At 66.4% G+C, this 25,277-nt stretch carries 21 protein-coding genes; 9 read left to right on the top strand and 12 right to left on the bottom strand.

Annotation, left to right across the window (positions count from 1 at the left end):
• Positions 1-15 precede the first annotated feature (15 nt).
• The 6 genes from ROV93_RS01950 to ROV93_RS01975 form a co-directional block, all read right to left on the bottom strand.
• Entirely contained in the window at positions 16-345 is a 330-nt protein-coding gene (locus ROV93_RS01950) for a DUF3325 domain-containing protein (protein ID WP_005415908.1), read from the bottom strand.
• Positions 342-1,979, bottom strand: a complete 1,638-nt coding sequence (locus ROV93_RS01955) for a PepSY-associated TM helix domain-containing protein (protein ID WP_072166774.1) — start codon at positions 1,977-1,979, stop codon at positions 342-344. The genes ROV93_RS01950 and ROV93_RS01955 overlap by 4 nt, the downstream gene beginning before the upstream one ends.
• Positions 1,976-2,290 (bottom strand): DUF3649 domain-containing protein, encoded by a 315-nt coding sequence (locus tag ROV93_RS01960; protein WP_053498676.1) that lies wholly within the window; start codon positions 2,288-2,290, stop codon positions 1,976-1,978. Before ROV93_RS01960 ends, ROV93_RS01955 begins: the two co-directional genes overlap by 4 nt.
• Before the next feature lie 245 nt (positions 2,291-2,535).
• Positions 2,536-3,822: a DUF445 family protein gene (locus tag ROV93_RS01965; protein ID WP_072166773.1), complete on the bottom strand. Its 1,287-nt coding sequence runs from the start codon at positions 3,820-3,822 to the stop codon at positions 2,536-2,538.
• Between the two features lie 124 nt (positions 3,823-3,946).
• Positions 3,947-4,825, bottom strand: a complete 879-nt coding sequence (locus tag ROV93_RS01970) for a plasmid replication/partition related protein (RefSeq protein WP_072166772.1) — start codon at positions 4,823-4,825, stop codon at positions 3,947-3,949.
• Between the two features lie 63 nt (positions 4,826-4,888).
• Positions 4,889-6,241, bottom strand: a complete 1,353-nt coding sequence (locus ROV93_RS01975; protein WP_072166771.1) for an aspartate aminotransferase family protein — start codon at positions 6,239-6,241, stop codon at positions 4,889-4,891.
• A gap of 104 nt (positions 6,242-6,345) precedes the next feature.
• On the opposite strand from ROV93_RS01975, the gene ROV93_RS01980 reads away from it, so the two are divergent.
• Complete coding sequence (locus tag ROV93_RS01980) at positions 6,346-7,842, top strand: aldehyde dehydrogenase (RefSeq protein ID WP_072166770.1); 1,497 nt, start codon at positions 6,346-6,348, stop codon at positions 7,840-7,842.
• Positions 7,843-8,085: 243 nt separating this feature from the next.
• Positions 8,086-9,387: an MFS transporter gene (locus ROV93_RS01985; RefSeq protein WP_072166939.1), complete on the top strand. Its 1,302-nt coding sequence runs from the start codon at positions 8,086-8,088 to the stop codon at positions 9,385-9,387.
• On the opposite strand, the gene ROV93_RS01990 is transcribed toward ROV93_RS01985, so the two are convergent.
• The 3 genes from ROV93_RS01990 to ROV93_RS02000 all read right to left on the bottom strand — a co-directional run bounded on the left by ROV93_RS01990 (position 9,368) and on the right by ROV93_RS02000 (position 12,916).
• Entirely contained in the window at positions 9,368-9,829 is a 462-nt protein-coding gene (locus ROV93_RS01990) for a bacteriohemerythrin (RefSeq protein ID WP_049416324.1), read from the bottom strand. The genes ROV93_RS01985 and ROV93_RS01990 overlap by 20 nt on opposite strands.
• Before the next feature lie 85 nt (positions 9,830-9,914).
• Positions 9,915-11,258, bottom strand: a complete 1,344-nt coding sequence (locus ROV93_RS01995; protein ID WP_049416322.1) for a diguanylate cyclase — start codon at positions 11,256-11,258, stop codon at positions 9,915-9,917.
• Positions 11,259-11,353: 95 nt separating this feature from the next.
• A complete protein-coding gene (locus ROV93_RS02000; protein ID WP_312538496.1) occupies positions 11,354-12,916 on the bottom strand; it encodes an MASE1 domain-containing protein in 1,563 nt (520 codons plus the stop codon).
• A gap of 489 nt (positions 12,917-13,405) precedes the next feature.
• On the opposite strand from ROV93_RS02000, the gene ROV93_RS02005 reads away from it, so the two are divergent.
• Positions 13,406-13,864: a hypothetical protein gene (locus ROV93_RS02005; protein WP_229766026.1), complete on the top strand. Its 459-nt coding sequence runs from the start codon at positions 13,406-13,408 to the stop codon at positions 13,862-13,864.
• A gap of 160 nt (positions 13,865-14,024) precedes the next feature.
• Here ROV93_RS02005 and ROV93_RS02010 read toward each other — a convergent pair whose 3' ends face one another.
• Positions 14,025-15,617: an MASE1 domain-containing protein gene (locus ROV93_RS02010; RefSeq protein WP_072166938.1), complete on the bottom strand. Its 1,593-nt coding sequence runs from the start codon at positions 15,615-15,617 to the stop codon at positions 14,025-14,027.
• Between the two features lie 222 nt (positions 15,618-15,839).
• Positions 15,840-17,078 (bottom strand): FAD-binding oxidoreductase, encoded by a 1,239-nt coding sequence (locus ROV93_RS02015; protein WP_219629188.1) that lies wholly within the window; start codon positions 17,076-17,078, stop codon positions 15,840-15,842.
• Between the two features lie 200 nt (positions 17,079-17,278).
• On the opposite strand from ROV93_RS02015, the gene ROV93_RS02020 reads away from it, so the two are divergent.
• The 3 genes from ROV93_RS02020 (at position 17,279) to ROV93_RS02030 (ending at position 20,635) form a co-directional block, all read left to right on the top strand.
• Positions 17,279-18,040, top strand: coding sequence for a gamma-glutamyl-gamma-aminobutyrate hydrolase family protein (locus ROV93_RS02020; protein WP_072166767.1), 762 nt, complete (start codon positions 17,279-17,281; stop codon positions 18,038-18,040).
• On the top strand, positions 18,037-19,434 hold the full coding sequence (locus tag ROV93_RS02025) for a glutamine synthetase family protein (RefSeq protein WP_049416306.1): 1,398 nt from the start codon (positions 18,037-18,039) through the stop codon (positions 19,432-19,434). The genes ROV93_RS02020 and ROV93_RS02025 overlap by 4 nt, the downstream gene beginning before the upstream one ends.
• A 91-nt stretch (positions 19,435-19,525) precedes the next feature.
• On the top strand, positions 19,526-20,635 hold the full coding sequence (locus tag ROV93_RS02030; RefSeq protein WP_072166766.1) for a polyamine ABC transporter substrate-binding protein: 1,110 nt from the start codon (positions 19,526-19,528) through the stop codon (positions 20,633-20,635).
• 43 nt (positions 20,636-20,678) lie between these two features.
• On the opposite strand, the gene ROV93_RS02035 is transcribed toward ROV93_RS02030, so the two are convergent.
• Positions 20,679-22,067, bottom strand: a complete 1,389-nt coding sequence (locus ROV93_RS02035; protein ID WP_242015857.1) for an NAD(P)-binding domain-containing protein — start codon at positions 22,065-22,067, stop codon at positions 20,679-20,681.
• Positions 22,068-22,358: 291 nt separating this feature from the next.
• Here ROV93_RS02035 and potA point away from each other — a divergent pair, with 291 nt between their 5' ends.
• The 3 genes from potA to ROV93_RS02050 are packed head-to-tail and all read left to right on the top strand — an operon-like array spanning position 22,359 to position 25,263.
• Positions 22,359-23,495 carry a polyamine ABC transporter ATP-binding protein gene (potA, locus tag ROV93_RS02040; protein ID WP_072166765.1) on the top strand — a complete coding sequence of 379 codons (1,137 nt, stop codon included), beginning with the start codon at positions 22,359-22,361 and terminating at the stop codon, positions 23,493-23,495.
• Positions 23,492-24,424 (top strand): ABC transporter permease subunit, encoded by a 933-nt coding sequence (locus tag ROV93_RS02045; RefSeq protein ID WP_072166764.1) that lies wholly within the window; start codon positions 23,492-23,494, stop codon positions 24,422-24,424. Before potA ends, ROV93_RS02045 begins: the two co-directional genes overlap by 4 nt.
• A complete protein-coding gene (locus ROV93_RS02050; protein ID WP_005415928.1) occupies positions 24,421-25,263 on the top strand; it encodes an ABC transporter permease subunit in 843 nt (280 codons plus the stop codon). Before ROV93_RS02045 ends, ROV93_RS02050 begins: the two co-directional genes overlap by 4 nt.
• Positions 25,264-25,277 lie beyond the last annotated feature (14 nt).

The following is a 25,277-nucleotide window of genomic DNA, read 5'->3' on the forward strand; positions in this document are numbered from 1 at the left end:
GTCCCCGTCCTGCGGCTACAGCAATTCCAGCACCAACCCCAGCACCGGCAGCGCGATCGCCAGCGGCGCAATCCATGTTGGACGATACGGGTACAACCCGAACGACAGCGTCACGCCGGCCAGGGTCATTGCCCCCAGCCACAGCACCGGGCCCATCGCCCAGCCGTGGTCGGCCACGCACAGTGCGAACGCCGCCGCCAGCAGCGCCCAGCCCAGCACCCGCCACTGCATCCGCCGTGCGGGTGCGGCCGCGGCCTTGCCATGCAGGTCGTGCTGGTGCTTTTCCATCGACAGCGACAGCGCGGTGAACGCAGAGAACGACAGCGCCAGTGCCAGCAGCATCATGCGCTGGCCTCCGCTTCGGCCGCTTCCGCAGTGTTCACCGATGCCTTCGGTGCAGCCGCAGCGGCCGCACGTTTCTTCTTCTCGGCCGCACTCAGCGGTGGCGTCCAGCGCTGCATGCGCCAGCCGCACAGCGCCAGCATCGCGCCGAACGCGATCATCGAAAGATCGACGCCGGCCAGTACCCAGTCGCCGCTGCGCAGTGTGATGCCCAGATGCGCGTGCGTGGTCAGCGCATTGACCACCGGCACCAGCGCGAACGCGGCCGCACCCAGATAGAGCTGCCACGCCCACATCATCCGCTTCGGCCAGATGAAGGCGGCCAGCAGCGCGCCGCCCCAGGCGTAGAAGAACACGTTGGCCTCGGCACTGGAGCGCTCGGCGATCTGCAGCGGCAGCAGGCGGTTGCCCCAGAAGTACGCCGCGAAGGCGATCGGCAGGCCGGCCACGGTGCCGATGTTCAGCGCATCGACCAGGCGCAGGCCGAATCCGGTACGCCCGTTCTTGGCGTGCCTGGGACGCTCCTTCACCGCCCACAGCACCACGCCGCTGGCGACCATCAGGCAGCCGACCAGGCCGGACAGGAAGAACAGTGCGCGCAGGCCCCAGTCGGCGAAGCGCGCCAGGTGCAGGCCATACAGCACGCCACGGGTGGCGGTGGCGCCGCCGGACGGCGGCGTCTCTTCCAGCAGCGCACCGTTGACCATGTTGTAGCGCAGCGCCGGGGTGTCGGTGGACAAACGCCTGCCGTCGCGTTGGCGGATGTCGATCACCGCATTGGCAGCGCCCGGGTTGGACACGGTGAAGCCGGCTACTTCCACGCCGTGCCAGTGTGCACGCGCGCTGTCCAGCAGCTGTGCGATCGGCAGCGGCGTGGCGCGGCCTTGTGCCGGCGCGGTCACCTCTGGCATGCCGCCGAAGGCTTCGCTGAAGAACTTGTCCTCGTCCTGCGGGTAGGCAACTTTCACCCCCCACGGCAGGTACATGATCATCAGAGTGACGATGCCGGTGTAGGTGATCATCGCGTGGTACGGCAGGGCCATCACCGCGCTGACGTTGTGGAAATCCAGCCAGGACCGCAGGCCCTTGTCCTTGCGGAAGGTGAAGAAGTCCTTGAAGATTTTCTTGTGGGTGATGACGCCGGTGATGATCGCCACCAGCATGAACATCGCGCAGAACCCGACCAGGTAGCGCGCCCAGTACACCGGGATGTAGTGCAGGTCGAAGTGCAGGCGGTAGAAGAAGTCGCCGCCACGGGTCTCGCGCGCCTTCAATGCCTGGCCGGTGTTCGGGTCGAGCGTGGCGTCGCCGAAGCCACCGCGACGGCCACGACTGGGGTCAGCCAGTTCCGGTGGCAGCCGCCAGAACAGCTGCATGGCCGGGTTGCGCGGCTGCGGCAGGGTGACGAACCAGTTCTCGGCGTGGCTCGCATTGGCCTGCAGGTAGTCCACCGCGCGCTGCGCGGCCACGTCGATGCTGACGTTGCTGGACGGCAGCTCCGGGCGCATCCAGCGACTGATTTCCTCGCGGTAGTAGCTGGCCGTGCCGGCCATGAAGATCAGCAGCAGCAACCAGCCGACCAGCAGGCCCGTCCAGGTATGCAGCCAGGCCATCGACTGGCGGAATCCGTTCTTCATGCCCAGGCTCCCAACAGGCGTGCGACCGCCGCCATCAGCAGGGCGGGGGCGAGGATGCCGACCCAGGCCCGCAGCGCGCTGCGGGTGGCGAAGGCCCACAGCGCCGCGCAGGCAGCCACCACAATGGCCAGCAGCATGCCGGTCAGCACGGTCTGGCCGCGCGCGCCGGGCAACGCCACCGCGCAGAACACGCTGGTCATCGAGGCCAGCGCATAGCCGCCGAAAATCGCGGCCAAAGCGCGTGACAGCACGCCCCAGCGCGGGTTGGAGAACAAGGTGCGGGGGCTGGCGGGGGTGGGCGAGCGGTCCACGGCGTTCCTGCAGGTTGGAGAAGGGATGGAACGCGTCCGCGGCCCCCTTGCGCCCTGCGCATGTCGCCCAGCGTGTCCCATCGACGAAGCACTGCCCGCGCAGACGGGCAGCCCAGAAGTCGGGGCAGTACACGGGCGATGGGCACGTTTTTCGTACCCGTTTGGCTAAGCGTACAACCGATCAGTAAATGATATGTATTCGCATTTCATGAATCAAGCGTGCTGATCGTGGGCGTTGGCCGGGGCTAGAACCTGAACACCGCGGTTGCCGCATGCAGCAGCAGGCCGATCAACCCGCCCACCAGGGTGCCGTTGAAGCGGATGAACTGCAGGTCGCGACCCACGCTCAGTTCCAGTTGCTCGACCAGGTGCCGCTCGTCCCAGCCCTTCACGGTCTGCGCGATATGCGTGGTCACGCCCTCGCGCAGGCGCCCGGTCAGGCGCTGCGCACCTTCCAGCAGGTGCTGGTTGAGGGCCTCGCGCAGGGCCGGGTCGGCCTGCAGGCTGCTGCCCAGCGACGCCAGGCTGCGCTGCAGGTGGCCGACCAGTGCCGAGTCCTCGCGTTGCAGGTCGGCGCGCAGGCTGGCATGGATGCGCGCCCACAGCCCCTGCACGTAGTCCTGCAGGGCGGGGTGGTCGATCATGTCCTGCTTGAGCTGTTCGATGCGCTCGGCCAGCGCCGGGTCTTCGCGCAGGCGCTGCACGTAGTTCTGCAGCCAGGTCTCATAGTCCTGGCGCAGCGGATGCTGCGGCTCGGCCAGCACCTGTTGCAGTTCTTCCAGTACCGCCCGCGCCAGGCGCTCGGCCAGGCTGTCGCCGATCTCGTCGATCGGCTTGACCCAGTTCACCGTGCTCGACAGCGTCGGCCATTCGCGCTGGATGTAGCGCACGATCAGCTGCGAGGCGCGTTCCTTCACCTCCGGCTGCTCCAGCCAGCGCCCCAGCCGCTGCAGGCCCTCGTCCAGCACGCGCTGGTGGCGTCCATCGGCGGTCAGCAGGGCCAGCAGTTCACCGGCGGTGGCAGCGGCATTCCACTGCCGCAGCTGCTGCACCACGAAGGCGTGCAGTTGCCGGCGTACCGCGGTTTCGTCGAAGAAATCCAGTGCCTGCAGCGCCCAGCTGCGGGCTATGTCGGCCAGCATCCGCGAGCGTGCCGGGTCGGACAGCCAGCTGCCGAGACGGCTGGCCGGATCGAACACCTGCAGCTTGGCCAGCAGCACACCGGGTTCCAGGAACTGGTCGCGCACGAACAGCGCCAGGCTGTCGCCGATGCGCTCCTTGCTGCGCGGGATGATCGCGGTGTGCGGAATCGGCAGGCCCATTGGCCGCCGGAACAGCGCAACGACCGCGAACCAGTCGGCCAGCGCGCCGACCGCAGCGGCCTCGCAGAAGGCCGAAACCCAGGCCCAGATGCCGCGTTCGCCGTACCAATGGCTGACCGCGAATCCGGCCAGCATCAACAGCAGCAGGCCCAGTGCGAGGGCTTTCAGGCGCCGCAGCTGGGCGCGGCGCGGATCGTGGGCAGGCGTCATTGCACGAGTCTAACCGCAGCCTGGTGATGCCTGCCTGTAGAGCCGAGCCCATGCTCGGCTGCCTTGCGCGCGGCAAACCGCAGCCGGGCATGGGCTCGGCTCTACATGAGAGATCCGCGCGTTTTTAAAGCGCTTCCAGTTGCTTGCGCAGCGCGGCCAGCTGCGCGCGCAGGGTGTCGTTCTCGCGGGTCAACGCGACCACGCGGCGGCGCAGGGCCGGGGCATCCTCGCCCAGCTGTTCCAGCGCCAACAGCACTTCGGCGTCGCGGCTGACGATCTCGTCCTCGCTGGGCTCCTCGAAGTCCATCTCGGCCGCGTCCGGCTTCGGCGCGCGCGGCTTGCGCTTGGATTCGCGCACGCGCTTGGCCGCCTGCTTCAGCTCGTCCTTGCCACCGGCGGCGGCGGCGCGCTGCTCCTCTTCGGGCAGGTCGGCCACGGCTGCAGCGGCGCTGATCGAGATCACGCCGGCCTTCACTGCCTCCACCACTTCGGGTGCAGCCTGGGCGTGGATCCGCTCGATCATGCCGACCTGGCTGGTACTCAGCTTGGCTTCGCGGGCCAGCTCGGCGCGGCTGAGCTTCGGTGCCGGCTCCCACGGCGGGCTGTCTTCGCCCGCCTCATCGGCGATTTCGGCGGTACCGTCGCTCTCGCGCTGCAGCTGCGCCTGCTCGACCTGCTTGCGGGCGGCCAGGATGTCGCGCTTGCGCAGCGCCAGCACGCCGCGCTGGAAATCGGACACGCTGCGACGGCCCAGATGCTGTTCGATCATCCACAGGTGCACGTCTTCCATGCTCTGGAAGCGCGTGTTCTGCACGGTGTTGAAGGGCAGGCCATGCTTCTGGCAGATGCCGAAACGGTTGTGACCATCGACCAGCACATTACCCCACAGCACCAGCGCATCGCGGCAGCCTTCGGCCAGGATGCTGCGCTCCAGCGCGTCATGTTCGTCCGCGGTCAGCGGGTCGATGTAGGCCTTGAGTTCTTCTTTGACGACGATATCCATGGGCACGGCAGCGAGCAGGAGCGGAACCGCCCATTGTACCCGCTCGCCACCACCGGCCCGGGCTCAGGCGGTGGCCCCGATCATCTCGCCCAGCGTGCCGGTGATCTGGTCGATCTGTGCCTTGTCCACGATCAGCGGCGGCGACAGCGCGATGATGTCACCGGTACAGCGCACCAGCAGCCGGCCATCGTGGAAGCAGCGCCGGAACACCTCGTAGCCGCGGCTGCCAGGTGCATCGCGGCGCGGTGCCAGCTCGACCGCGCCGACCAGGCCGAAGTTGCGGATGTCGATCACGTTGGGCAGGCCCTGCAGCGCGTGCAGCCGTTCCTGCCAGTACTCGCCCAGTTCGATGGCGCGCTCGAACAGGCGCTCCTCGGCGTAGACGTCCAGTGTTGCCAGCGCTGCGGCGCAGGCCAGCGGGTGTCCCGAGTAGGTATAGCCGTGGAACAGCTCAATGGCCTGTGGCGGGGCCTGCATCAGCGTGGCATGCACGGCGTCGCTGGCCAGCACGCCGCCCAGCGGAACCGCGCCGTTGCTGACCGCCTTGGCAAAGGTCAGCAGGTCCGGGGTGACCCCGAAGCGCTGTGCGGCGAAGGGCATGCCGACCCGGCCGAAACCGGTGATGACCTCATCGAACACCAGCAGGATGCCGTGGTGGTCGCACAATTCGCGCAGGCGCTGCAGGTATCCGGGCGCGGGCAGGATCACCCCGGCGGAGCCGGCGATGGGCTCGACGAAGACGGCGGCAATCGTCGAGGCGTCATGCAGCGCGATCAGCCGTTCCAGGTCGTCGGCCAGCTCCGCGCCCTGGCGCGGCAGGCCCCTGCTGAACGCGTTGCGCTGCAGGTCCAGGGTGTGGCGCAGATAGTCCACGCCCCCCAGCTGCAGGCCGAACGCCCTGCGGTTGTTGGGCAGACCGCCCAGTGCCATGCCACCGAAACCGACGCCGTGATACGCCTTCTCGCGGCTGATGAAGCGCGTGCGCTGGCCCTCGCCACGCTGGCGGTGGTAAGCCAGCACGATCTTCATCGCGGTATCCACCGCCTCCGAGCCGGAGCTGGTGAAGAACACATGGTTGAGCGGGGCCGGAGCCAGTGCGGCCAGCCGCTGTGCAAGCGCGAAGGCCGGCGGCGAGCCCATCTGGAAAGCGGGCGAGTAGTCGAGCGTGCGTGCCTGCCCGGCGATGGCCTCGACGATGCGCGGTCGCGCGTGGCCGGCGTTGCAGCACCACAGGCCGGCGGTGCCGTCAAGGATCTGTCGGCCATCGATGTCTTCGTAGTGCATGCCTTCGGCGCGGACCAGCATGCGTGGTGCCGCCTTGTACTGGCGGTTGGCGGTGAATGGCATCCAGTAAGCGTCCAGTGACTCGGGGCGCTGTGTGGTCAGGTCGTGCAGGTCGCTTCCGGGACGCTTCATGCCAGCTCCGTCGGGTCCGATGCGACGAATGTAGCGCAGCCACGTCACGGCGGAGTCGCGGTGACCCCAGTATAACCAAGGCTCGTTGAATGCTGGAGCTTCCCATGGCCGATTTTCCCGACCGCAGCCATTGGCAGGCGCTGGCCCTCCAGCTGTCGATGCCAGGCCAGGCCTTCATCGATGGCCGCTATGTCGATGCAGCCAGCGGCGCCCGTTTCGACTGCGTCAGCCCGATCGACGGTCGCGTACTGGGGGCGGTCGCCGACTGCGACGCGCAGGACGTGGAGCGCGCGGTACTGGCCGCGCGGCGCAGCTTCGAGGCGGGGCACTGGTCGCAGGCAAGCCCGTCCCATCGCAAGCGCGTGCTGCTGGCCTTGGCGGCGTTGGTGGAAAAGCACGCCGACGAGCTGGCCCTGCTGGAAACCCTGGACATGGGCAAGCCGGTGCGTGATGCGCGCCGCATCGACCTGCCAGGCGCGGTGCGCTGCCTGCGCTGGACCGCCGAGGCCGTGGACAAGCTGTACGGCGAGATCGCGCCGACCGGCCCGCACGAACTGGGACTGGTCACGCGCGAGGCCGCCGGGGTCGTGGCCGCGATCGTTCCGTGGAACTTTCCGCTGCTGATGGCCTGCTGGAAGATCGCGCCTGCATTGGCCATGGGCAACTCGGTGGTGCTCAAGCCGTCCGAGCGCTCGCCCTTGAGTGCGTTGCGGCTGGCGGCGCTGGCCGCCGAAGCGGGCCTGCCAGAGGGCGTGCTGAACGTGCTGCCGGGGTACGGTGCGCGCGTCGGTGAGCCGTTGGCCCTGCACATGGATGTGGACGTGCTCGCCTTCACCGGCTCCACCGCCACGGGCGCGAAGCTGCTGCAGTGTTCCGGGCGATCCAACCTCAAGCGGGTCTGGCTGGAGTGTGGCGGCAAGAGCCCGCATGTGGTGTTCGCCGACGCCCCTGATCTGGACGCCGCCGCGAAGGCGGTGGCACAGGGTATCTTCTTCAACCAGGGCGAGGTCTGTACCGCAGGTTCGCGGCTTCTGGTACAGCGTTCGATCCGCGAGGATTTCGTGCATCAGGTGGTTGCCTATGGCCAGCACATGCACCCCCGCCATCCATTGGACCCCGATGCGCCGATGGGTGCGCTGGTGGATGCCGCGCACCTGGACAAGGTGATGGACGATATCGCGCGCGCCGAAGGCGAGGGCGCCCGGTTGCTGCTGGGTGGGCGGCGCGCCGAAGTGGAAGCCGGCGGCAGCTACGTCCAGCCCACCGTGTTCGACCAGGTGCGTCCGGAGCAGGCACTGGCGCGCGAGGAAGTGTTCGGGCCGGTGCTGGCCGTGCTGGGGTTCGAAGACGAGGCCGAAGCGGTGCGCGTGGCCAATGACAGCCGCTACGGCCTGGCCGCCGGCCTGTGGACACGGGACCTGGGGCGGGCCCACCGCGTCGCGCGCCAGCTGCGCGCCGGCAGCATATGGGTGAACGGCTGGGATGGCGGCGACATGACCGCTCCGTTCGGTGGCTACAAGCAGTCCGGCAACGGGCGCGACAAATCGCTGCATGCGTTCGACAAGTACAGCGAGATCAAGGCCACCTGGATCCAGTTGTAACGACGCGACTGCTGGACGGCTGTTCGCTCTCTGTAGAGTCGAGGGATGCTCGACTGCCGTTCGTTCTTCTGTAGAGCCGAGCCATGCTCGGCTGCATCTCGCGAAGAGAAGAACCGTCGAGCATGGCTCGACGTTACAGAGGCGCCTGGCCCCTCGTTGGCATCGGTGTCGGCTGAAACCATCGTGCCGTACCGCCGCCTGCCCGTGGCAGAATCGGGCGATCTGCCATTTCCCATGTTGCCGATGTCGACGATCACCGCTGCCGCGCCGCCCGTGAATTCCCCCCGTCGTGTTCTGCTGGCCAGCCTGATCGGTACCACGATCGAGTTCTTCGACTTCTACATCTACGCCACGGCCGCGGTGCTGGTGTTCCCGCACCTGTTCTTCCCGGACAGCAGCGAACAGGCAGCCTTGCTGCAGTCGCTGGCAACCTTCGCGGTGGCCTTCATCGCACGCCCGGTTGGCTCGGCAGTGTTCGGCCATTTCGGCGATCGCATCGGCCGCAAGGCCACCCTGGTGGCTGCGCTGCTGACCATGGGGCTGTCCACGGTGCTGATCGGCCTGCTGCCGACGCACGCACAGATCGGGCTGTGGGCGCCGGCGCTGCTGGCGCTGTGCCGTTTCGGCCAGGGCCTGGGTCTGGGCGGGGAGTGGGGCGGGGCAGTGCTGCTGGCCACCGAGAACGCACCGCCGGGCAAGCGTGCCTGGTACGGCATGTTCCCGCAGCTGGGTGCACCGCTCGGCTTCCTGCTGTCGGCCGGCATCTTCCTGGTGCTTGGCCGTTGCCTGAGCCAGGCCGACTTCCTGCAATGGGGCTGGCGCATTCCTTTCGTGGCCAGCGCGCTGCTGGTCGGCCTCGGCCTGTGGGTGCGGTTGAACATCCACGAGACCCCCGACTTCAAGCAGGCGCTGGAGCGCAAGGCGCCGGTGCGGCTGCCGATGTGGACGGTGCTGCGTGACCACCCGGTGCCGATGCTGCTGGGTACCCTGGGCGCGTTCGCCACCTTCGTGCTGTTCTACCTGATGACCGTGTTCAGCCTCGGCCACGGCACGGCCGTGCTGGGTTACAGCCGCGAGCAGTTCCTGCTGATGCAGATGGCCGGCATGCTGTTCTTCGCGCTGGGCATCCCGCTGTCGGCGCGCTATGGCGACCGTTGGGGGACGCGCCGCACGATGATCGTGGCCAGCGTGCTGATCATCGGTTTTGGCGTGCTGTTCGCGCCGCTGTTCCAGCCGCACAGCCCGTGGATGGTCACCGCCTTCCTGTGCCTGGGCCTGTTCCTGATGGGCCTGACCTATGGCCCCTGCGGTACCTTCCTGGCCGAGATCTACCCGGTGGAGGTGCGCTACACCGGCGCATCGCTGTCATTCAACCTGGCCGGCATTCTGGGTGCGGCACCGGCGCCGTACCTGGCCACCTGGCTGGCCGAACGCTTCGGCCTGGTCGCGGTCGGCTACTACCTGTGCCTGACTGCGGCAGCGACGCTGTGCGCGCTGGTGGCACTGCACCGGCGCGCGCTGCGGTTCAGCCAAAGAAGCGCTTGAGCGTGCGTCCCAGCCAGCCACCGCCTTGGTGCTCGCGGGTGAACTGGTTCAGGTGCGCCTTGACCTGTTCGGCATAGGCCTGATCATCGCCGCGGATGTGGTTGAACAACCAGCGCGAGAGCATGGTGCGCAGTTCGTCGCTGATGTCCTCGCCGGCCTGGAAGCGCAACCGGTACTCGGCCACGCGCTTGATGAAGATCTCATGCACGCGCTTGTGCGCTGCACAGAACGGGTAGCCCGCCTCCTCCATGAGCTCTTCCTCGAACGCGAAGTGCGACATGGTGTAGTCGACGACTTCGTCGATCACTTCACCCACCGCTGCACGCTGCAGGCTGGTCTGCGCCACGTGCAGGTGGTTGAGCATCTCGATGATGCGGCGGTGTTGTTGGTCGATCACATCGATGCCGATGTTCAGATCGTCCTGCCAGACCAGTAGTGCCATCCCCGGCTCCCCTTCATGCGTATGTCGGGGCCGACTGTAGAGCTGCCGTGCGGGAACGGCGTTGATCTGGATCAAAGCGAGCCGGTCAGGTCAGCGCAGGCTCGCGTGGACGCAGCGGGCTGGCCACCGTGGTGCAGCTGACCCGGTTGCGGCCACCGGCCTTGGCCAGGTACAGCTGGCGGTCGGCCTCGGAGATCAGCCGGTGCAGCGCATCGCGCTGCGGGCGCAGGCAGCACAGGCCGATGCTGACCGTCATGCGCAGGGTAGCGGTGCCGATGTCCACCTCCAGTGCGGCGATGCGCTGGCGCAGCTCCTCGAAGTACAGCAGCGCCTCGTCCTGTTCCATGTCTGGCACCAGCAGGCAGAACTCCTCGCCGCCGAAGCGCGCGATCAGGTCGTGGCTGCGTGCATGCGCGGTCACCGCGCCGGCCACCGCGCGCAGCGCGTCGTCGCCTGCTTCGTGGCCATGGGTGTCGTTGATGTGCTTGAAGTGGTCGATGTCGATCATCGCCACCGCCACGCATTGGCCGTGCAGCTGCAGCTGCGGCAGCTGGCGCTGGCTCTGCTCCAGGAAGAAGCGCCGGTTGGGCAGGCCGGTGAGGAAGTCGCGGGTGGCCAGGTCCTGCAGGGTGCCGATCAGTTCCAGCTGGTCCACGTTCTGCGAGACGCGGCAGAAGAACTCCTCGCGCGAGAACGGCTTGCGCAGGAAATCGTTGGCGCCGTTCTTCAGGAAGCGCGGGATCAATGAGGCGTCGGTATTGCCGGAGATGCCGATCACCGCCACCTTGTCGCGCGAGCGCAGGGTGCGCAGGCGACGGGTGAATTCCACGCCTTGCATGCCGGGCATTTCCTGGTCGACCACCGCCAGGCGGATCGCCGGATGCGCCTCGATAGCAGCCAGGCCCTCGTTGCCGTCGGCGGCTTCGTGCACCTCATGCCCATACATCCGCAGCAGGGCGGCGGCATAGCCACGTGCGGACGGCGAATCGTCCACCACCAGCGCGGCGATGCGCCGGTTGCGTTCCAGCCGCTGCACCAGCCACACCAGGTAGTCGATGCTGCCCGGGGTATTCTTCAGCACGTAGTCGATGATCTGCTGCTGTAGTACGCGCTTGCGCAGGTCCTCGTCGTAAACGCCGCTGACCACCACCGTCGGCAGGTCGCGCTTGAGGAAGAACTCGACCACTGCATCGCGGTCGCCGTCGGCCAGCACCAGTCCGGTCAGCACCAGGAACCAGCCCCCGCCTTCGCTGAGCAGCCGGTCGGCCTCGGCCAGGGTGGAGGCAATCACCACCGGCAGTTCCAGGCGCTGCTCGATGGCTTCGCGCAGCATGCCGGTGAACGCACGGGAGTTTTCGACCAGCAGGATCCGCTGCGGCAGCGGATCGGCCAGGTCGCCATCGACGGCGGCCTGCGGCAGCACGGGCATGATGCGGTGGCTCACGAGGGAGGGGCTCGGCACGGATAGCGGCGGTTTCGGGTGTAACTTTAGCGGGGCAGTATGCCCTGCGTGTCGTTCGGCGATCAGGCGGGCGATGTGAATGACGCCGCTGTGCCCGCAATGGATTCGTGCAGGACGAACCGGAGCCGGTTGCCACGGCAATGCACCGTACCGCCGTAGGCCATTATCCGGCCGGCCAGACGCTCCGTGGCCTGCTGAACGGTCCCACTCGACAGCGTGCAGCTGCGGTCAAGCAGGCCCACGACCACCACAATGCCGCGGCGGTCGCCAGCCTGGCCGCTCCGGGCGCGCACGCTGACCTGTCCCGACTCCAGCTCCAGCAGCAGCGACACCGCCTCGATCAGCGAGCGATAGATGGCGAGCTGCAGGTCAACAGTCAGCATGCAGGGGTTCCCCTCCAGCCGGGGCGGTATCACGCGATGGGAGTTGTCCCAGTTCTCGCACGCGCCGCCAACGCGTAGCGCGATATACAGCCCAACCTGCTCCAGCCCCGTGGGGTAGACCAGACTGGCCTGTTCACGGAACAGCCGCGTGTGCACGGATGAGGCGTGCTGCAGGCTGTTGGCCACCGCATGATGCCCCTGCGCCTTCAGCCAGCTGACCATCTCGCCGAGCGAGCTGTCCATGCCTTCGCCGAGTTGCCTGAGATGGGAGGCGCGCTCGCGAAGTTCACGCTCACGGATCTGATGCGAACTACGTGCCAAGCACAATGTGGTTTCCTCAGCCAGTCCACGGGACCGTGCACGTTCGTGGTGATAGCTGATGCTGGATCCCAGGGCGAGCAGTGCGACACTCATCACGGCCATGTTCTGCTGGGTGGCGAAGGTGCCCAGGTCGAACGAGGACGGTAGGCCGGTGCTGGGAGTGGCGAAATGGAGTGGAAGGTTCAACAGCGGAATCGCGATGGCAGCGCCACGCCACCCATGCATGAAGGTCAGGGCGATCGCCGGTAGGGAGGACAGCAGCACCAGGTGGGTGCGTGTGGTGTGGGCGCTGATGGCCGTAAGCTGCATGCACAGGGCCAGGACCAGCATCACCAGGATGGCCGTGACCGTAGGTGCAGCAAAGCGGCGCGTCCAATTGGGGGCCGCGTCTCGTCGCAACCAGAGGAATGCCAGTGGCACGAGGGTAATGATGGCGGCGAAGTGGCCAAAGATCGTGCGATCAACTGCGCTAAGCAGGTTGCTCGGCGGCGGGTTCGACCACAGGGCGAATGAAATGCCCATATTGAGAACCGGGACGAACAACGCCGTGCAGAAGGTCAGCGACAGCAGCCAGAGGCCGGCGGCGGACTCCGATGGCATTCTCATGCGGTGCAGGTGGACCACCAGCATCGCCATCGGCATCAGCAGCGTCGAGGCCAGGATGACCCAGGCCAGGCCGTAGCTGTCGATCATGGGGATGCGCAGGGTTGCGAAGTAGGCGTACTCGCCAAGCAGCAGGTAGGGCCACAGGCGGGTCGGGACGATCAGGAGTGCCGCTGCCCGGATGCCCGCTGGCAGGAAGAACTGATCCAGCGAGAACTGACGCGAGACAAGGCAGCTCAAAGCGTAGACGGCCGCGAGTGCGATTCCGACGGGTCGGATCCGGAAGCTCAGTTCAATTGCTTCTTTGAATCGGTCCAAGCCCCGCCTCTTGCCTCCCGGCCAATGATGACTGGCCACGTCCGTAGACATTATCGACAGTCGGAGAAGGGCGCAATCGAGGTGTCTGGCCTCCCTTTGCGCTGCAATTGCCGGCTTCCTGCGCTTCGTGGCCCTACACGGTCAGCAGTGCGTCGGCATAGCCACCAGCGGACGGTGAATCATCCACAATCAGCGCGTCCTCGGTTCGATCACGTTGCAGCCGTTGCACCCGCTACATTCGGCAGTTGATGCTGTCCACTGTGTTCACTATCGCGCAATCGACAATGTCCTGCTGTTACACGCGCCTGTCTAGGTCATTTGTCGCAGATGCAGCTGACCCGCACCGTGGGCGGGTTTCGCTACGGGTATTGGCGATTTCGGACGCTGCATCGGCGTGGCATGGGTTTGCATCGATCCAGTCGATTATGTCCCATGGGCTTTACGGAGTCCGCCCGGTATATGCTGATGCGATTGGGGGTAGCATCCTGCTTGATCCGTATTGCATCCAACCTGGAGGTTAGTGTGGGAAATTTCCGAATTCATGCATTTGCTGGTGCGTTGATGTTGGTGCCGGTATCCGTTCTTGCTTTTGCCCCGAGTGACGACCATGGAATCAAGATGGCCGGCCAAGGACTCGGCCAGTCGATTCCGCAGGCACAGGACCTGAGCGTGGATCCCGGCTGGTTGGTCTATGGGTTCGAGCGCGATGGTATGGATTATTTCCAGGTAAACGATCTCGCGGGCCACGTGCACATCGTGATCGGCAATGCTGCGGGCACGTTCTGGGTACTGCCGGCAGGTGACCCATCTGCGAAGGTGTCGTTGCCTGAGCAGCGCCTGCCTGTTCCCGCCAAAGCCACCAGGACGGTTGTCTATCGGTCCCCCGCATTCACGCTGGTCAGATATGCAAGCGGAGCTGATGTCTTGTGGGCGGTAGAGGCACCCTGATACCGCCTGTTGCCGGGATATCGGAGAGCTTCAGTGTCAGACTGCATGGGCACCCGGATGTTCGCCGGGTGCCCATGACGCCTTTGGCCAGCGGGATGAGCGGGACGTTCATGCGATACCGCTGCCTTGGTTCGATCCGATCGCTTGACTGTGAAATGCGCTACTGCAGCGCAGAGGGTGCAGGGCAGCTGTACCGTGATGGAGCACTGGGCTGTGTCTCAAGTTTTGTTTCACGGTCGAGGAACAGGATCCTGACCCGGTTGCGATAGCAGTCAACGGTCCCGTCATAGGGCAGGGTTCGCCCGGTCAGCCGCTCGAACGCTGCCATGGTTGTCTGCTGGGAAAGGCGCCGACGCGACTCCAGCAGCGACACGACCATGAGGATTCCGCGCCTGGAGCCCATTCCGCCGCATCTTGCACGAATGCGAATCTGTCCACCTTCATGCTTGAGAAGAATGGAGACTGCATCAATCAGTGTCCGGTAAGCGGCCAACTGCAGTTCCACGCTCAGGTTGCAGGGGTCGCCTTTCAGATCAGGGCGGAGAACGCGCTCCGTCAGCGTCCACGACTCACGGATGCCACCAGCCTGCAAAGCCACGTAAAGCCCAAGATGCTCCAGACCCGAGGGATAGACCATGCTTGTCTGTTCGCGAAGGAGCCGCGAATGTACATTCGAAGTATGCAGAAGGCTGCTGGCCACTGCGTGATGTCCCTGGGCCTTGAGCCAGTCGGCCAGCTCCACCAGTGAGGTATCAATGCCGTCGCCGAGCTTGCGAAGGTGCAGGGCACGCTCACGCAGCTCCATCTCGCTGGCCAATTGCGAGCTCCTCGCAAGATGGATGGCGTCCCTTTCCCCCATCTCGCGCAGCCTGTAACGATGGTAGAAGTGGGTGATGCGTGATCCGAGCAACAGCAATACGATGCCGCTGATCGCCATGATCTGCTGGGTGATGAAGGCCGCGGGATCGAATGCGGTGGGATGGGTGTTGGGCGTGGTCAGGCCGATGACCATGTTGAGCACCGGTACTGCAAGGGCGGCACCCTTCCAGCCATACAGGCAGGTAAGTGCGGCCGCGGGGAGTGCCAGCAGCAGCAGGAGCGTTGCCTTCAGCGCAACCCAGTCTGCGGGCAGTTGAGTTGCTGCTATCCCGATCAGGAGCATCGATGAAAGTGCCGCCAGCATCGGGGTCTTTCGTCCAGCGTTCCACTCCTGCCCCAGGTCCTGTCGCGCCCACAGCATGGCGATGGGGGCCACCGTCAGAATGCCGATGAAGTCGCCCACGCTGTAACGCGCCGCACTGGTCAGGAAGGGCGTGGAAGGGGGTGTTGGCCAGAGCAGATGGGAAAAGCTGAGGTTCAGCAGCGTAACTACGACGCTGGAAGCGGCGGCAATCAACAAAAGGCCGATCGTCTGCGACTCCGCCATCAGTCGCCGTTGCAGCTTCACAATCAACATCACTGCGGGCATGAGGAACGCGGAGGCAACAATGACCCATGTCAGGCCGTACTTCTCGATCATTGGCACGCGGGACTGTGCAAAGTACGCATATTCGCCCAGCAGCAGATACGGCCACAGGCGCGGCGGGCACAACAGTACGGCCGCCACCCGGATGCCGGCTGGCAAATAGAACTGATCCAGCGACAGCTGTCGGGTTGCCCAATAGGCAACTGCATAAAGCAAGGCAAGCATCAGGCCAGCCGGACGAATGCGCACCTTCAGCAACAATCCTTCTTTCCACCAGTCCAATCGCACGTCCCCCTCTCCTACGTGTCCCCTGTCAGCTTCCATTCGCCGCGAGGCCCGGTTTCTCAGGACGTTATCGGTCTGCGAACGATTATGCAATTGCACCGCGGCGCATTTAGGGAGTTGACCAACCATCCATCACAGATGTTGCGTGAAAATCTGTGACGTGTGCAGCACGATCAGCGCTGCGGTGCGCCTGTCAGAGCGTTCAATCCAGGAGATGCGGAATCTTCACCACAACGCATCCCGCAGCTTGTACCAGGACATCGCCGCCACCAGCAGCGGCGTGCGCAGCAGCCGGCCGCCGGGGAAAGGCGCATGCCGCAGGCGCTGGAACACGTCCAGGCGCTCGCTCTGGCCGGCAATCGCGGCGGCGATGACCTCGCCGGCCAGCCCGGCGGCGGCCACCCCATGGCCGGAGAACCCCTGCGCGAAGTACAGGTTGCCGTCCAGCCGGCCCCAATGCGGAGCGCGGTTGCGGGTGATGTCCACGTAACCGCCCCAGACCTGCTCCAGCGGCACGTCGGCCAGTTGTGGAAACACCTGGTGCATGCGCCGCTGCATCACCCTGTGCAGGCCGGGTGGGGGCAACGCCGAGTAACTGGCGCGGCCGCCGAACAGCAGCCGGTGGTCGTGGCTGAGGCGGAAATAGTCCAGTGCCCACGCGGTGTCGGCCACGGCCATGTTGTTGCCGATCAGGGCGCGGGCGCGCTCGGCCCCCAGCGGCGCGCTGGCGCCGATATAGGTGCCGACCGGCATGATCCGCCGTTCCAGGTCGGGCAGCAGGCCCTGCAGCCAGGCATTGCCGGCCACCACCAGATGCGCAGCGCGCACGCTTCCCTGCGCGGTATGCAGGGTGGGCTGCGGTCCGCGCTGCACGCGGGTCACTGCGGAGTTCTCGTGGATCACCACGCCGGCCGCACGTGCCGCATCGGCCAGGCCACGCGCATAGGCCAGCGGGTGCAGGTGCGCGCTGTGCGGATCGAACATCGCGGCGCGGTAGCGCGGGCTGTCCAGCTGTGCGCGCAGCGCATCACGGTCCCACCACTGCATCGGGTAGTCGTAGTGGCGCTGAAGATGCTCGCAGTTGGCGCGCAGGTCGCGCTCATGGCGCTCGCGGATGGCGACGCTGGCGTGGCCCTCCACCCAATGGCAGTCGATACCATGGCGATCGATGCGCCTGCGCATCGCCTGTACTGCGTCGCGCGACCAGTCGAACAGATGGCGCGCATCGTTACGGCCAAGCTGACGCTCCAGTTCGTCCACCTCGCAGCCATAGCCGACCAGCGCCTGGCCACCATTGCGGCCGGACGCGCCCCAGCCGATCCGCTGTGCGTCCAGCACCACCACACGCTGGCCACGCGCGGCCAGCTCCAGTGCGGCGGTCAGGCCGGTATAGCCGGCGCCCAGCACCGCAACGTCGGCCTGCACCTGCCCCTGCAACGCGGGCAGTGCGGGCGGTTCGGGCAGGCTGGAGGCATACCAGCTGGGCGGAAAGGCGGCGCTCACTGCAGGCCTCGCGGGTGCAGTGCGGGAGGGCGGAGCAGGGCAGGTCGATCAGCGTTCACCCCGGTAGTTTCGCCGATGCATGGCAGCTGTGGTGTGACGGCAGCGACTTGCCGCCGTTGCCAGGCGACGGGTAACGTGTCGGCACGCCAAGGAGTCTTCCCATGCGCCGCCTGCCCTGGGTGGGCCTGCCCACCGACAGCACCGTGCTCGGCCACCACCGTTTCGCGGTGGCCGGCGAGAAGTATGTGCGCGCGCTGGCCGAGGCGGCCGAGGTGACCCCGGTGGTGTTGCCGAGCCTGCAGCCACCGTTGCCGGCCAGCGACTGGCTGCTTGGGCTCGATGGCCTGCTGTTGACCGGCGCGGTCAGCAACATCGAACCGCAGCACTACGAAGGCGGCCGCAGCTGGCCAGGCAATCCGCATGACCCTGCCCGCGATGCCAATGCCTTCGCGCTGCTGCACGAGGCGCTGGCGCTGGACCTGCCAGTGCTGGCGATCTGCCGGGGCTTCCAGGAGCTGAACGTCGCACTGGGCGGCAGCCTGCATCCGCAGGTGCATGCGGTGCCCGGCCTGGCCGACCATCGCGAAGACCCGCGGGCGCCGGTGGACGTGCAGTATGGGCCGGCCCATGCGGTGACCCTGGCCGCCGACGGCTGGCTGGCGCAGTGGCACGGCAGTGGCCGCGCGCAGATCAATTCGGTGCACGGACAGGGCATCGCCCGCCTCGCGCAGGGCCTGCAGGTCGAGGCCATGGCCGATGACGGACTGGTCGAGGCGGCGCGCACCCTGCACCATGGATTTGTGCTCGGCGTACAGTGGCATCCGGAGTGGCGTGTCACGCAGACGCCGTTCTATCACGCTATTTTCCGTGCGTTCGGCCAAGCTTGCCGGCAGCACCAACAGAACCGACTGGATTCCCGATGAGTTCCCGAACGCGCCCGCGCAAGACGGCCACGCCCCCCGCACCGCAGGAAAGCAGCCTGCTGCGCTGGCTGAAGGAGCGGCGCATCACCGAGGTGGAATGCCTGGTGCCGGACATCACCGGCAACGCCCGCGGCAAGATCATTCCTGCCGACAAGTTCTCGCACGACTACGGCACGCGCCTGCCGGAAGGCATCTTCGCCACCACCGTCACCGGCGAGTTCCCTGACGACTACTACGAGCTGACCTCGCCGTCGGACTCGGACATGATGCTGCGCCCTGACCCGGATACGGTGCGCATGGTGCCGTGGGCAGCCGATGCCACCGCACAGGTCATCCACGATTGCTACACCAAGAGCGGCGAACCGCACGAGCTTGCGCCGCGCAACGTGCTGCGCCGCGTACTGGCGGCTTATGCGGAACTGGGCCTGCGCCCGGTGGTGGCGCCGGAGCTGGAGTTCTTCCTGGTGCAGAAGAACACCGACCCGGACTTCCCGCTGCTGCCACCGGCCGGTCGCTCGGGGCGCCCGGAGACCGCGCGGCAGTCGTACTCGATCGACGCGGTCAACGAGTTCGACCCGATCCTCGACCTGATGTACGACTACGCCGATGCGATGAAGCTGGACGTGGACACGCTGATCCACGAATCCGGCGCAGCACAGCTGGAGGTCAATTTCACCCATGCCGATGCGATGGACCTGGCCGACCAGGTGTTCCTGTTCAAGCGCACCATGCGCGAGGCGGCGATGCGCCACGGGGTGTACGCCACGTTCCTGGCCAAGCCGATGGAGAACGAGCCCGGTAGTGCCATGCACATCCACCAGAGCCTGGTGCGGGTGAGCGATGGCAGCAATGTGTTCGCTGGCGAGACCGATGCTGAGGGCGAGTTCAGCCCGGTGTTCGGCCACTACCTGGGCGGCCTGCAGAAGTACGCGCCGCAGGCGATGGCGTTCTTCGCGCCGAACGTGAATTCCTACCGGCGCCTGGTGTTCGGCGAAGTCTCGCCGAGCAACGTGCACTGGGGCTTCGACAACCGCACCTGCGGCCTGCGCGTGCCGCTGGATACGCCGGAAAACATGCGCGTGGAGAGCCGTTTCGCCGGCTCCGACGCCAACCCCTACCTGGCGATGGCCGCGACCCTGGCCTGCGGCCTGCTCGGCATCCGCGAGCGGCTGGCGCCGGACGCGCCGGTGACCGGCAGCGCGAAGGAACTGGGCTACAACCTGCCGCGCTCGCTGGGCGAGGCACTGGACGGGCTGGAGCAGTGCAGCGAGCTCCAGGCCCTGCTGGGCGAGCGTTTCTGCCGCGCCTACATCTCGGTCAAGCGCAAGGAATACGAGACCTTTTTCCGCGTCATCAGCTCGTGGGAGCGCGAGTTCCTGCTGCTGAACGTCTGAGCATCTGGAATAGAAAAATCCGCCGCCGGGGGGTAGGCTGGCACCCGTCGCCGGCCCCGCCGGCCCCCCTTCCCGCATTCTGGAGCACCCGATGAAGCTGCGTATCCTCACGCTCGGCCTGGCCTCCGCCATGCTTGCCGCCTGTGGCGGTGGCAACGACGGCGCGCAGGACAGCCAGGTCCTGAACGTCTACAACTACAGCGATTACATCGCCGAGGACACCATTCCGACCTTCGAGAAGGAGAGCGGCATCAAGGTGACCTACGATGTGTTCGACAGCGATGAGATGGTCGAGACCAAGCTGCTGGCTGGCAACAGCGGCTACGACGTGGTGGTGCCGACCCTGAACTTCTTCGGCCGCCAGATCCAGGCCGGCGTGTTCCTGCCGCTGGACAAGAGCAAGATCCCGAACCTGGCCAACCTCGATCCGGCGGTGATGAAGCGCATCGCCACCCAGGATCCGGGCAACCAGTACGGCGTGCCGTACATGATCGGCACCACCGGCATCGGCTACAACGTGGACATGCTGAAGCAGCGCTTCGGCGGCAGCACCGATATCGCCAACAGCTGGGACCTGGTGTTCAAACCGGAGAACATCAGCAAGATGAAGGACTGCGGCGTGACCATCCTGGACACGCCGGCCGACATGATCCCGATCGCGCTGCATTACCTGGGCCTGGATCCGCACAGCGGCGACCCGGCCGAGCTGCAGAAGGCGGCCGACCTGCTGAAGTCGATCCGCCCGTACGTGCAGAACTTCCACTCCTCGCAGTACGTCGGTTCGCTGGCCAATGGCGGCACCTGCCTGGTGGTCGGCTGGTCGGGTGACATCATCCAGGCCCGCGACCGCGCCGAGGAAGCCAGCAATGGCGTGCACGTGGCTTATTCGATCCCGAAGGAAGGTGCGCCGCAGTGGTTCGACATGCTGGCGATCCCGAAGGACGCCAAGCACCCGGAAGCGGCGTACAGGTTCATCAACTATCTGCTGGAACCGAAGGTCGCCGCGGCCAACACCAACTTCATCCACTACGCCAACCCGATCCCGGCCGCGACACCGCTGGTGGACGAGGCGATCCGCACCGACCCGACGATCTACCCGCCGGCCGACGTGGCCGAGAAGATGTTCACCTACTCGATCAACACGCCGGAGACCGACAAGCTCTACACCCGGCTGTGGACCGAGGTGAAGACCGGCCGTTAAGCCGGTCTGGCGCCGCCGGGCCTTGCCCGGCGGCCGCCTTGCTTCACCGCTTCACCGTGCCGGAATCGGTACCGTCGGCCTGGCCAAGGTGCCTCAGGATGGCCGGCAGCAGGTCGCGTGCATCGCGGCCGCCGTTGCATAGGAACGACGAACTCATCCGCTGCAGGTTGTGCATGCCGATGAAGAACAAGCCCGGTTGCGGGGAAACGCCAAACTCGCCCAGCGGATAGCCGTGGGCATCCAGCGCGCCCTGCACATCGAGCCAGGGCCACTCGGCGACGAAACCGGTGGCCAGCACCACCGAGCGGATGCCTGCCGCCTGCAGATCCAGTTCATCCGGGGCTATGTCCGGCTCCCAGTGCAGATAGACCTCTTCGGGAATGTAGCGGGCATCGTCGGTGCGCGGTTCGGGCCGCGTGGCGTAGTACGCGCTGGCCAGCGAATCGAGATAGGCGTACTCGGCCCGCGTCGCTTCGATCGCGGTGCGAAGTTGCGGGCGGACATCGGCGAAGCGGGCGGTGTTTCCATTGAATTCCTGCAACCGTCCCAGCAACCTGATCCCTGCGCGGTGCATCGCCAGCAGGCTGATCGAACTGCCCAGGCCGGCACTTCCTTTGCCGGAAATCAGGGGGAACTCTGCGGTGCGGGCCTTGCGCAGCGCGTCCGGCTCGCCTGCCAGTACGGCCGCCGATTGGCTTACGTGTTGATGGATGCGCCCGGCCATGTCCCACCAGGTCATCGAGTCCTTGCCGCGCAGCCGACGGGTGTGCGAATGACGATCGGCCAATGACCAGTACACGCTGCGACCAGCGTCGCACAGGTCCTGGGCAATCTGTGCGCCGGACTGGCCGCCGCCGATGACCAGCACCGCGCCCGCGGGTAGCTGGCCGGGACTGCGGTAGTCGCTGGAGTGCAGCACGGTGAGGCCTGCTGCGGGCGCGAAAGGGGCCCGGGGCAACCGCGCCCGGCGGTATTCACCGGTGGCGACCACCACCGCCTGGGCATGGATCAGCCCCCGGCTGCTGTCGATGGCATAGCCACCGGACTCCGGCCCGACCCGATGGACCACGCACCCCTCGCTGATCGGCAACGCGCGCTCGTCGGCATAGTCGCGCAGCCGTCGGATCACTTCCGGGGCCCCCATGAACCCTTCCGGGTCATCCCCCGCATAGGCATGGCCATGCAGGGCCATCGTCGCGTTGGCGGTGTTGGTCTGGAACGAATCCCAGCGCCGCCGCCAACTGGCGCCCACGGTTTCGGCCTCCAGCACGCGATGCTCGACGCGGGCCTCCTGCAGGAGCGCGCTGAGCGACAACCCGGCCTGGCCGGCGCCGATGATGACCAGCGGCAGCCGTGCAGGCAGGCAGCCCGGCAGGCGGGGCGGGAAAGGGGAGGGGCTGTCCGGGGAAATCACCAGGGGCGGTCCATGCAAGGCCTAGATGCGGGACATTGCGCGGGGAATGTCCGGGGCTTTCAATGGATCCCGTTCTGAAAAATGTTGCAGATCGGGCTGCCGCCCGCAGTGTCTGGCCGGGACGGCTGCAGGGTCGTCCAGGGGAGCCCGGGCCTTGGGGCGGACAGGCCACCATCGCGGGGAAAACTGACACGCCCTCGGGGGCCCTGGGCGGGCCAGCGGCCGCTTCCACCCACTCCCGTCATATCCCCTTCGGCCCCCGGCCGTTAGAATGGCCGCCGCTGTCCACCGCCCGCTCCCGGAGCCCCCATGCCCGTTGAAGCCCAGCCGGTAGCCGCCGTCGTCGACACGACCGGTGCGCCCGGCTATCTCTCCATTCGTGATCTGCGCAAGGAATTCGACGGTTTCGTCGCCGTCGACGACGTCAACCTGGACGTGCGCAAGGGCGAGATCTTTGCCCTGCTCGGTGGCTCCGGCAGTGGGAAGTCGACCCTGCTGCGCTGCCTGGGCGGCTTCGAGACGCCCACCAAGGGCAGCATCACCGTCGATGGCCAGCGCCTGGACGCGCTGCCGCCGTACCAGCGGCCGGTCAACATGATGTTCCAGTCCTACGCCCTGTTCCCGCACATGACGGTCGAGCAGAACATCGGCTTCGGCCTGAAGCAGGATGGCCTGGGCAAGGACGCGATCAGCAAGCGCGTCGGCGAAATGCTCGACCTGGTGCAGATGGGCCACCTGGGCAAACGCAAGCCGCACCAGCTGTCCGGTGGCCAGCAGCAGCGCGTGGCGCTGGCGCGGTCGCTGGCCAAGGGGCCGAAGCTGCTGCTGCTGGACGAACCGATGGGCGCGCTGGACAAGAAGCTGCGCTCGCAGATGCAGCTGGAACTGGTCAGCATTATCGAATCGTCGGGCGTGACCTGCGTGATGGTCACCCACGACCAGGAAGAAGCGATGACCATGGCCACCCGCATCGCGGTGATGGATGCCGGCTGGATCCAGCAGGTCGGCAAGCCGGACGAGGTCTACGAGCAGCCGGCCAACCGCTTCGTCGCCGAGTTCATCGGTTCGGTCAACCTGTTCGATGGGGTGATCGACGAGGACCTGCCCGAGTACGTGACCGTGCGCTCGCCGCTGTTCCCGGCGCCGATCTACATCGCCCATGGCATCACCTGTTACGAAGGGCAGCCGGTCGCATTCGCGCTGCGCCCGGAGAAGGTGATGATCGGCAAGGACGAGCCGGAAGGGCACACCAACAAGGCGCAGGGCGTGATCGAGGACATCGCCTACTTCGGCAGCCACTCGGTGTATCACGTGCGCCTGCCCAGCGGCGCCAAGGTGCTGGCCAACTTCGCCAACTCGCAGCGCTGGGCCAGTGATGGCTTCACCTGGGGCGACGAGGTGTGGGTGCACTGGCGCGACAACGACGGCGTGGTGCTCACCTCATGAGCGTCGCCGGCCTGAAGCGCTGGCTGCCGGGGCTGCGTGCCACGGTGATCGGCATTCCGTACCTGTGGCTGCTGCTGTTCTTCGCAGTGCCGTTCCTGATCGTGCTGATGATCAGTTTCTCGCTCAGCCGGGTCGGCTCGCCGCCGTATACCTGGCTGCTGCAGTACGGGGACGGCGGGTTCTCGCTGAAGCTGAACCTGGAGAATTACCTGGCGCTGTTCCGCGATTCGATCTATGCGCAGGCCTTCCTGAGCTCGATCAGGATCGCGGCCATCGCCACCTTCCTGACCCTGCTGATCGGCTACCCGATGGCCTACGCCATCGCCCGCCTGTCGCCGGCCGCACGCAACGTGGCGATGATGCTGGTGGTGCTGCCGTCGTGGACCTCGTTCCTGATCCGCGTGTATGCGTGGAAGGCGATCCTGGACCGCAACGGCCTGCTTGACCAGTTCCTGCAGTTCACCGGCCTGCAGACGCTGATGACGTCGATGGGCCTGCCGAAACTGCAGTTGATCGATACGCCGACCGCCGCCTACATCGGCATCGTCTACTGCTACCTGCCGTTCATGGTGCTGCCGCTGTACGCCAACCTGGTCAAGCATGACCACCGCCTGCTGGAAGCGGCCTACGACCTGGGTGCCAGGCCATGGCAGGCCTTCCTCCGCATCACGCTGCCGCTGTCGAAGGCCGGCATCATCGCCGGCTGCATGCTGGTGATGATCCCGGCAGTGGGTGAATTCGTGATTCCGGAAATGCTGGGTGGCTCGGAGACGCTGATGGTCGGCCGCCAGCTGTGGAACGAGTTCTTCAACAACCGCAACTGGCCGGGTGCCTCGGCGATGGCGGTGGCGATGATCCTGTTGCTGCTGGTGCCGATCCTGCTGTTCAACCGATCCCAGCAGCGCCTGCTGGAAGGGAAGCAGGCATGAGCCCGCGTACCGCCAAGGGCCTGGGGCTGGGCGTGCTGCTGCTCGGCTTCGCCTTCCTGTACCTGCCGATCCTGCTGTTGATGTTCTATTCGTTCAACAGCTCGCGGCTGGCGATGGTCTGGGCCGGGTTCTCCACCCGCGCCTACAGTGACCTGTTCGCCGACCGCGCGCTGATGGATGCGATGTGGACCAGCCTGGTGGTGGCGTTCTGGACCGCCTGTACCGCCACCGTGCTGGGCACGCTGGCGGCGATGGTGATGACCCGCTTCAAGCGCTTCCGTGGCAAGCCGCTGTTCGGTGCGCTGGTCACCGCGCCGCTGGTGATGCCGGATGTGATCCTGGGCTTCTCGCTGATGGCGCTGCTGGCCTCGATGGGCGCGATTCCGGGCTTCCCGGCGCGCGGCCTGGCCACCATCTGGATCGCGCACGTCACCTTCACCCTGTGCTTCGTCACCGTGGTGGTGTCTTCGCGGCTGCAGGAAATGGATCTGTCGCTGGAAGAAGCGGCGATGGACCTGGGGGCCAGCCGGCTGACCGTGTTCACCCGCATCACCCTGCCGATCATCGCGCCGGCGCTGGTGGCGGGCTGGCTGTTGGCGTTCACCCTGTCGCTGGATGACGTGGTGGTGGCCAGCTTCGTCGCCACGCCGGGCTCGACCACGCTGCCGATGAAGGTGTTTGCGTCGGTGCGCATGGGCATCAGCCCGAAGATCAATGCACTGGCCACGCTGCTGGTGTCGGCGGTATCGATCGCCGCGGTGATCGGCTGGTACATCAATGCCCGTGCCGAGAAGCGGCGCCAGCGCGACCTGCAGCTGGCGCGGCAGGACAACGGCTGAGTACACGATCCGTC

This window comes from Stenotrophomonas maltophilia group sp. msm4, from assembly GCF_032025605.1.
In the GTDB taxonomy this organism is placed as follows: domain Bacteria; phylum Pseudomonadota; class Gammaproteobacteria; order Xanthomonadales; family Xanthomonadaceae; genus Stenotrophomonas; species Stenotrophomonas sepilia.

Coding starts and splice junctions, on each gene's coding strand:
- ROV93_RS01950 (WP_005415908.1), bottom strand. CDS start 345: ATGATGCTGCTGGCACTGGCGCTGTCGTTCTCTGCGTTCACCGCGCTG.
- ROV93_RS01955 (WP_072166774.1), bottom strand. CDS start 1,979: ATGAAGAACGGATTCCGCCAGTCGATGGCCTGGCTGCATACCTGGACG.
- ROV93_RS01965 (WP_072166773.1), bottom strand. CDS start 3,822: ATGACGCCTGCCCACGATCCGCGCCGCGCCCAGCTGCGGCGCCTGAAA.
- ROV93_RS01970 (WP_072166772.1), bottom strand. CDS start 4,825: ATGGATATCGTCGTCAAAGAAGAACTCAAGGCCTACATCGACCCGCTG.
- ROV93_RS01975 (WP_072166771.1), bottom strand. CDS start 6,241: ATGAAGCGTCCCGGAAGCGACCTGCACGACCTGACCACACAGCGCCCC.
- ROV93_RS01980 (WP_072166770.1), top strand. CDS start 6,346: ATGGCCGATTTTCCCGACCGCAGCCATTGGCAGGCGCTGGCCCTCCAG.
- ROV93_RS01985 (WP_072166939.1), top strand. CDS start 8,086: ATGTCGACGATCACCGCTGCCGCGCCGCCCGTGAATTCCCCCCGTCGT.
- ROV93_RS01990 (WP_049416324.1), bottom strand. CDS start 9,829: ATGGCACTACTGGTCTGGCAGGACGATCTGAACATCGGCATCGATGTG.
- ROV93_RS01995 (WP_049416322.1), bottom strand. CDS start 11,258: ATGCCCGTGCTGCCGCAGGCCGCCGTCGATGGCGACCTGGCCGATCCG.
- ROV93_RS02020 (WP_072166767.1), top strand. CDS start 17,279: ATGCGCCGCCTGCCCTGGGTGGGCCTGCCCACCGACAGCACCGTGCTC.
- ROV93_RS02025 (WP_049416306.1), top strand. CDS start 18,037: ATGAGTTCCCGAACGCGCCCGCGCAAGACGGCCACGCCCCCCGCACCG.
- ROV93_RS02030 (WP_072166766.1), top strand. CDS start 19,526: ATGAAGCTGCGTATCCTCACGCTCGGCCTGGCCTCCGCCATGCTTGCC.
- potA (WP_072166765.1), top strand. CDS start 22,359: ATGCCCGTTGAAGCCCAGCCGGTAGCCGCCGTCGTCGACACGACCGGT.
- ROV93_RS02045 (WP_072166764.1), top strand. CDS start 23,492: ATGAGCGTCGCCGGCCTGAAGCGCTGGCTGCCGGGGCTGCGTGCCACG.
- ROV93_RS02050 (WP_005415928.1), top strand. CDS start 24,421: ATGAGCCCGCGTACCGCCAAGGGCCTGGGGCTGGGCGTGCTGCTGCTC.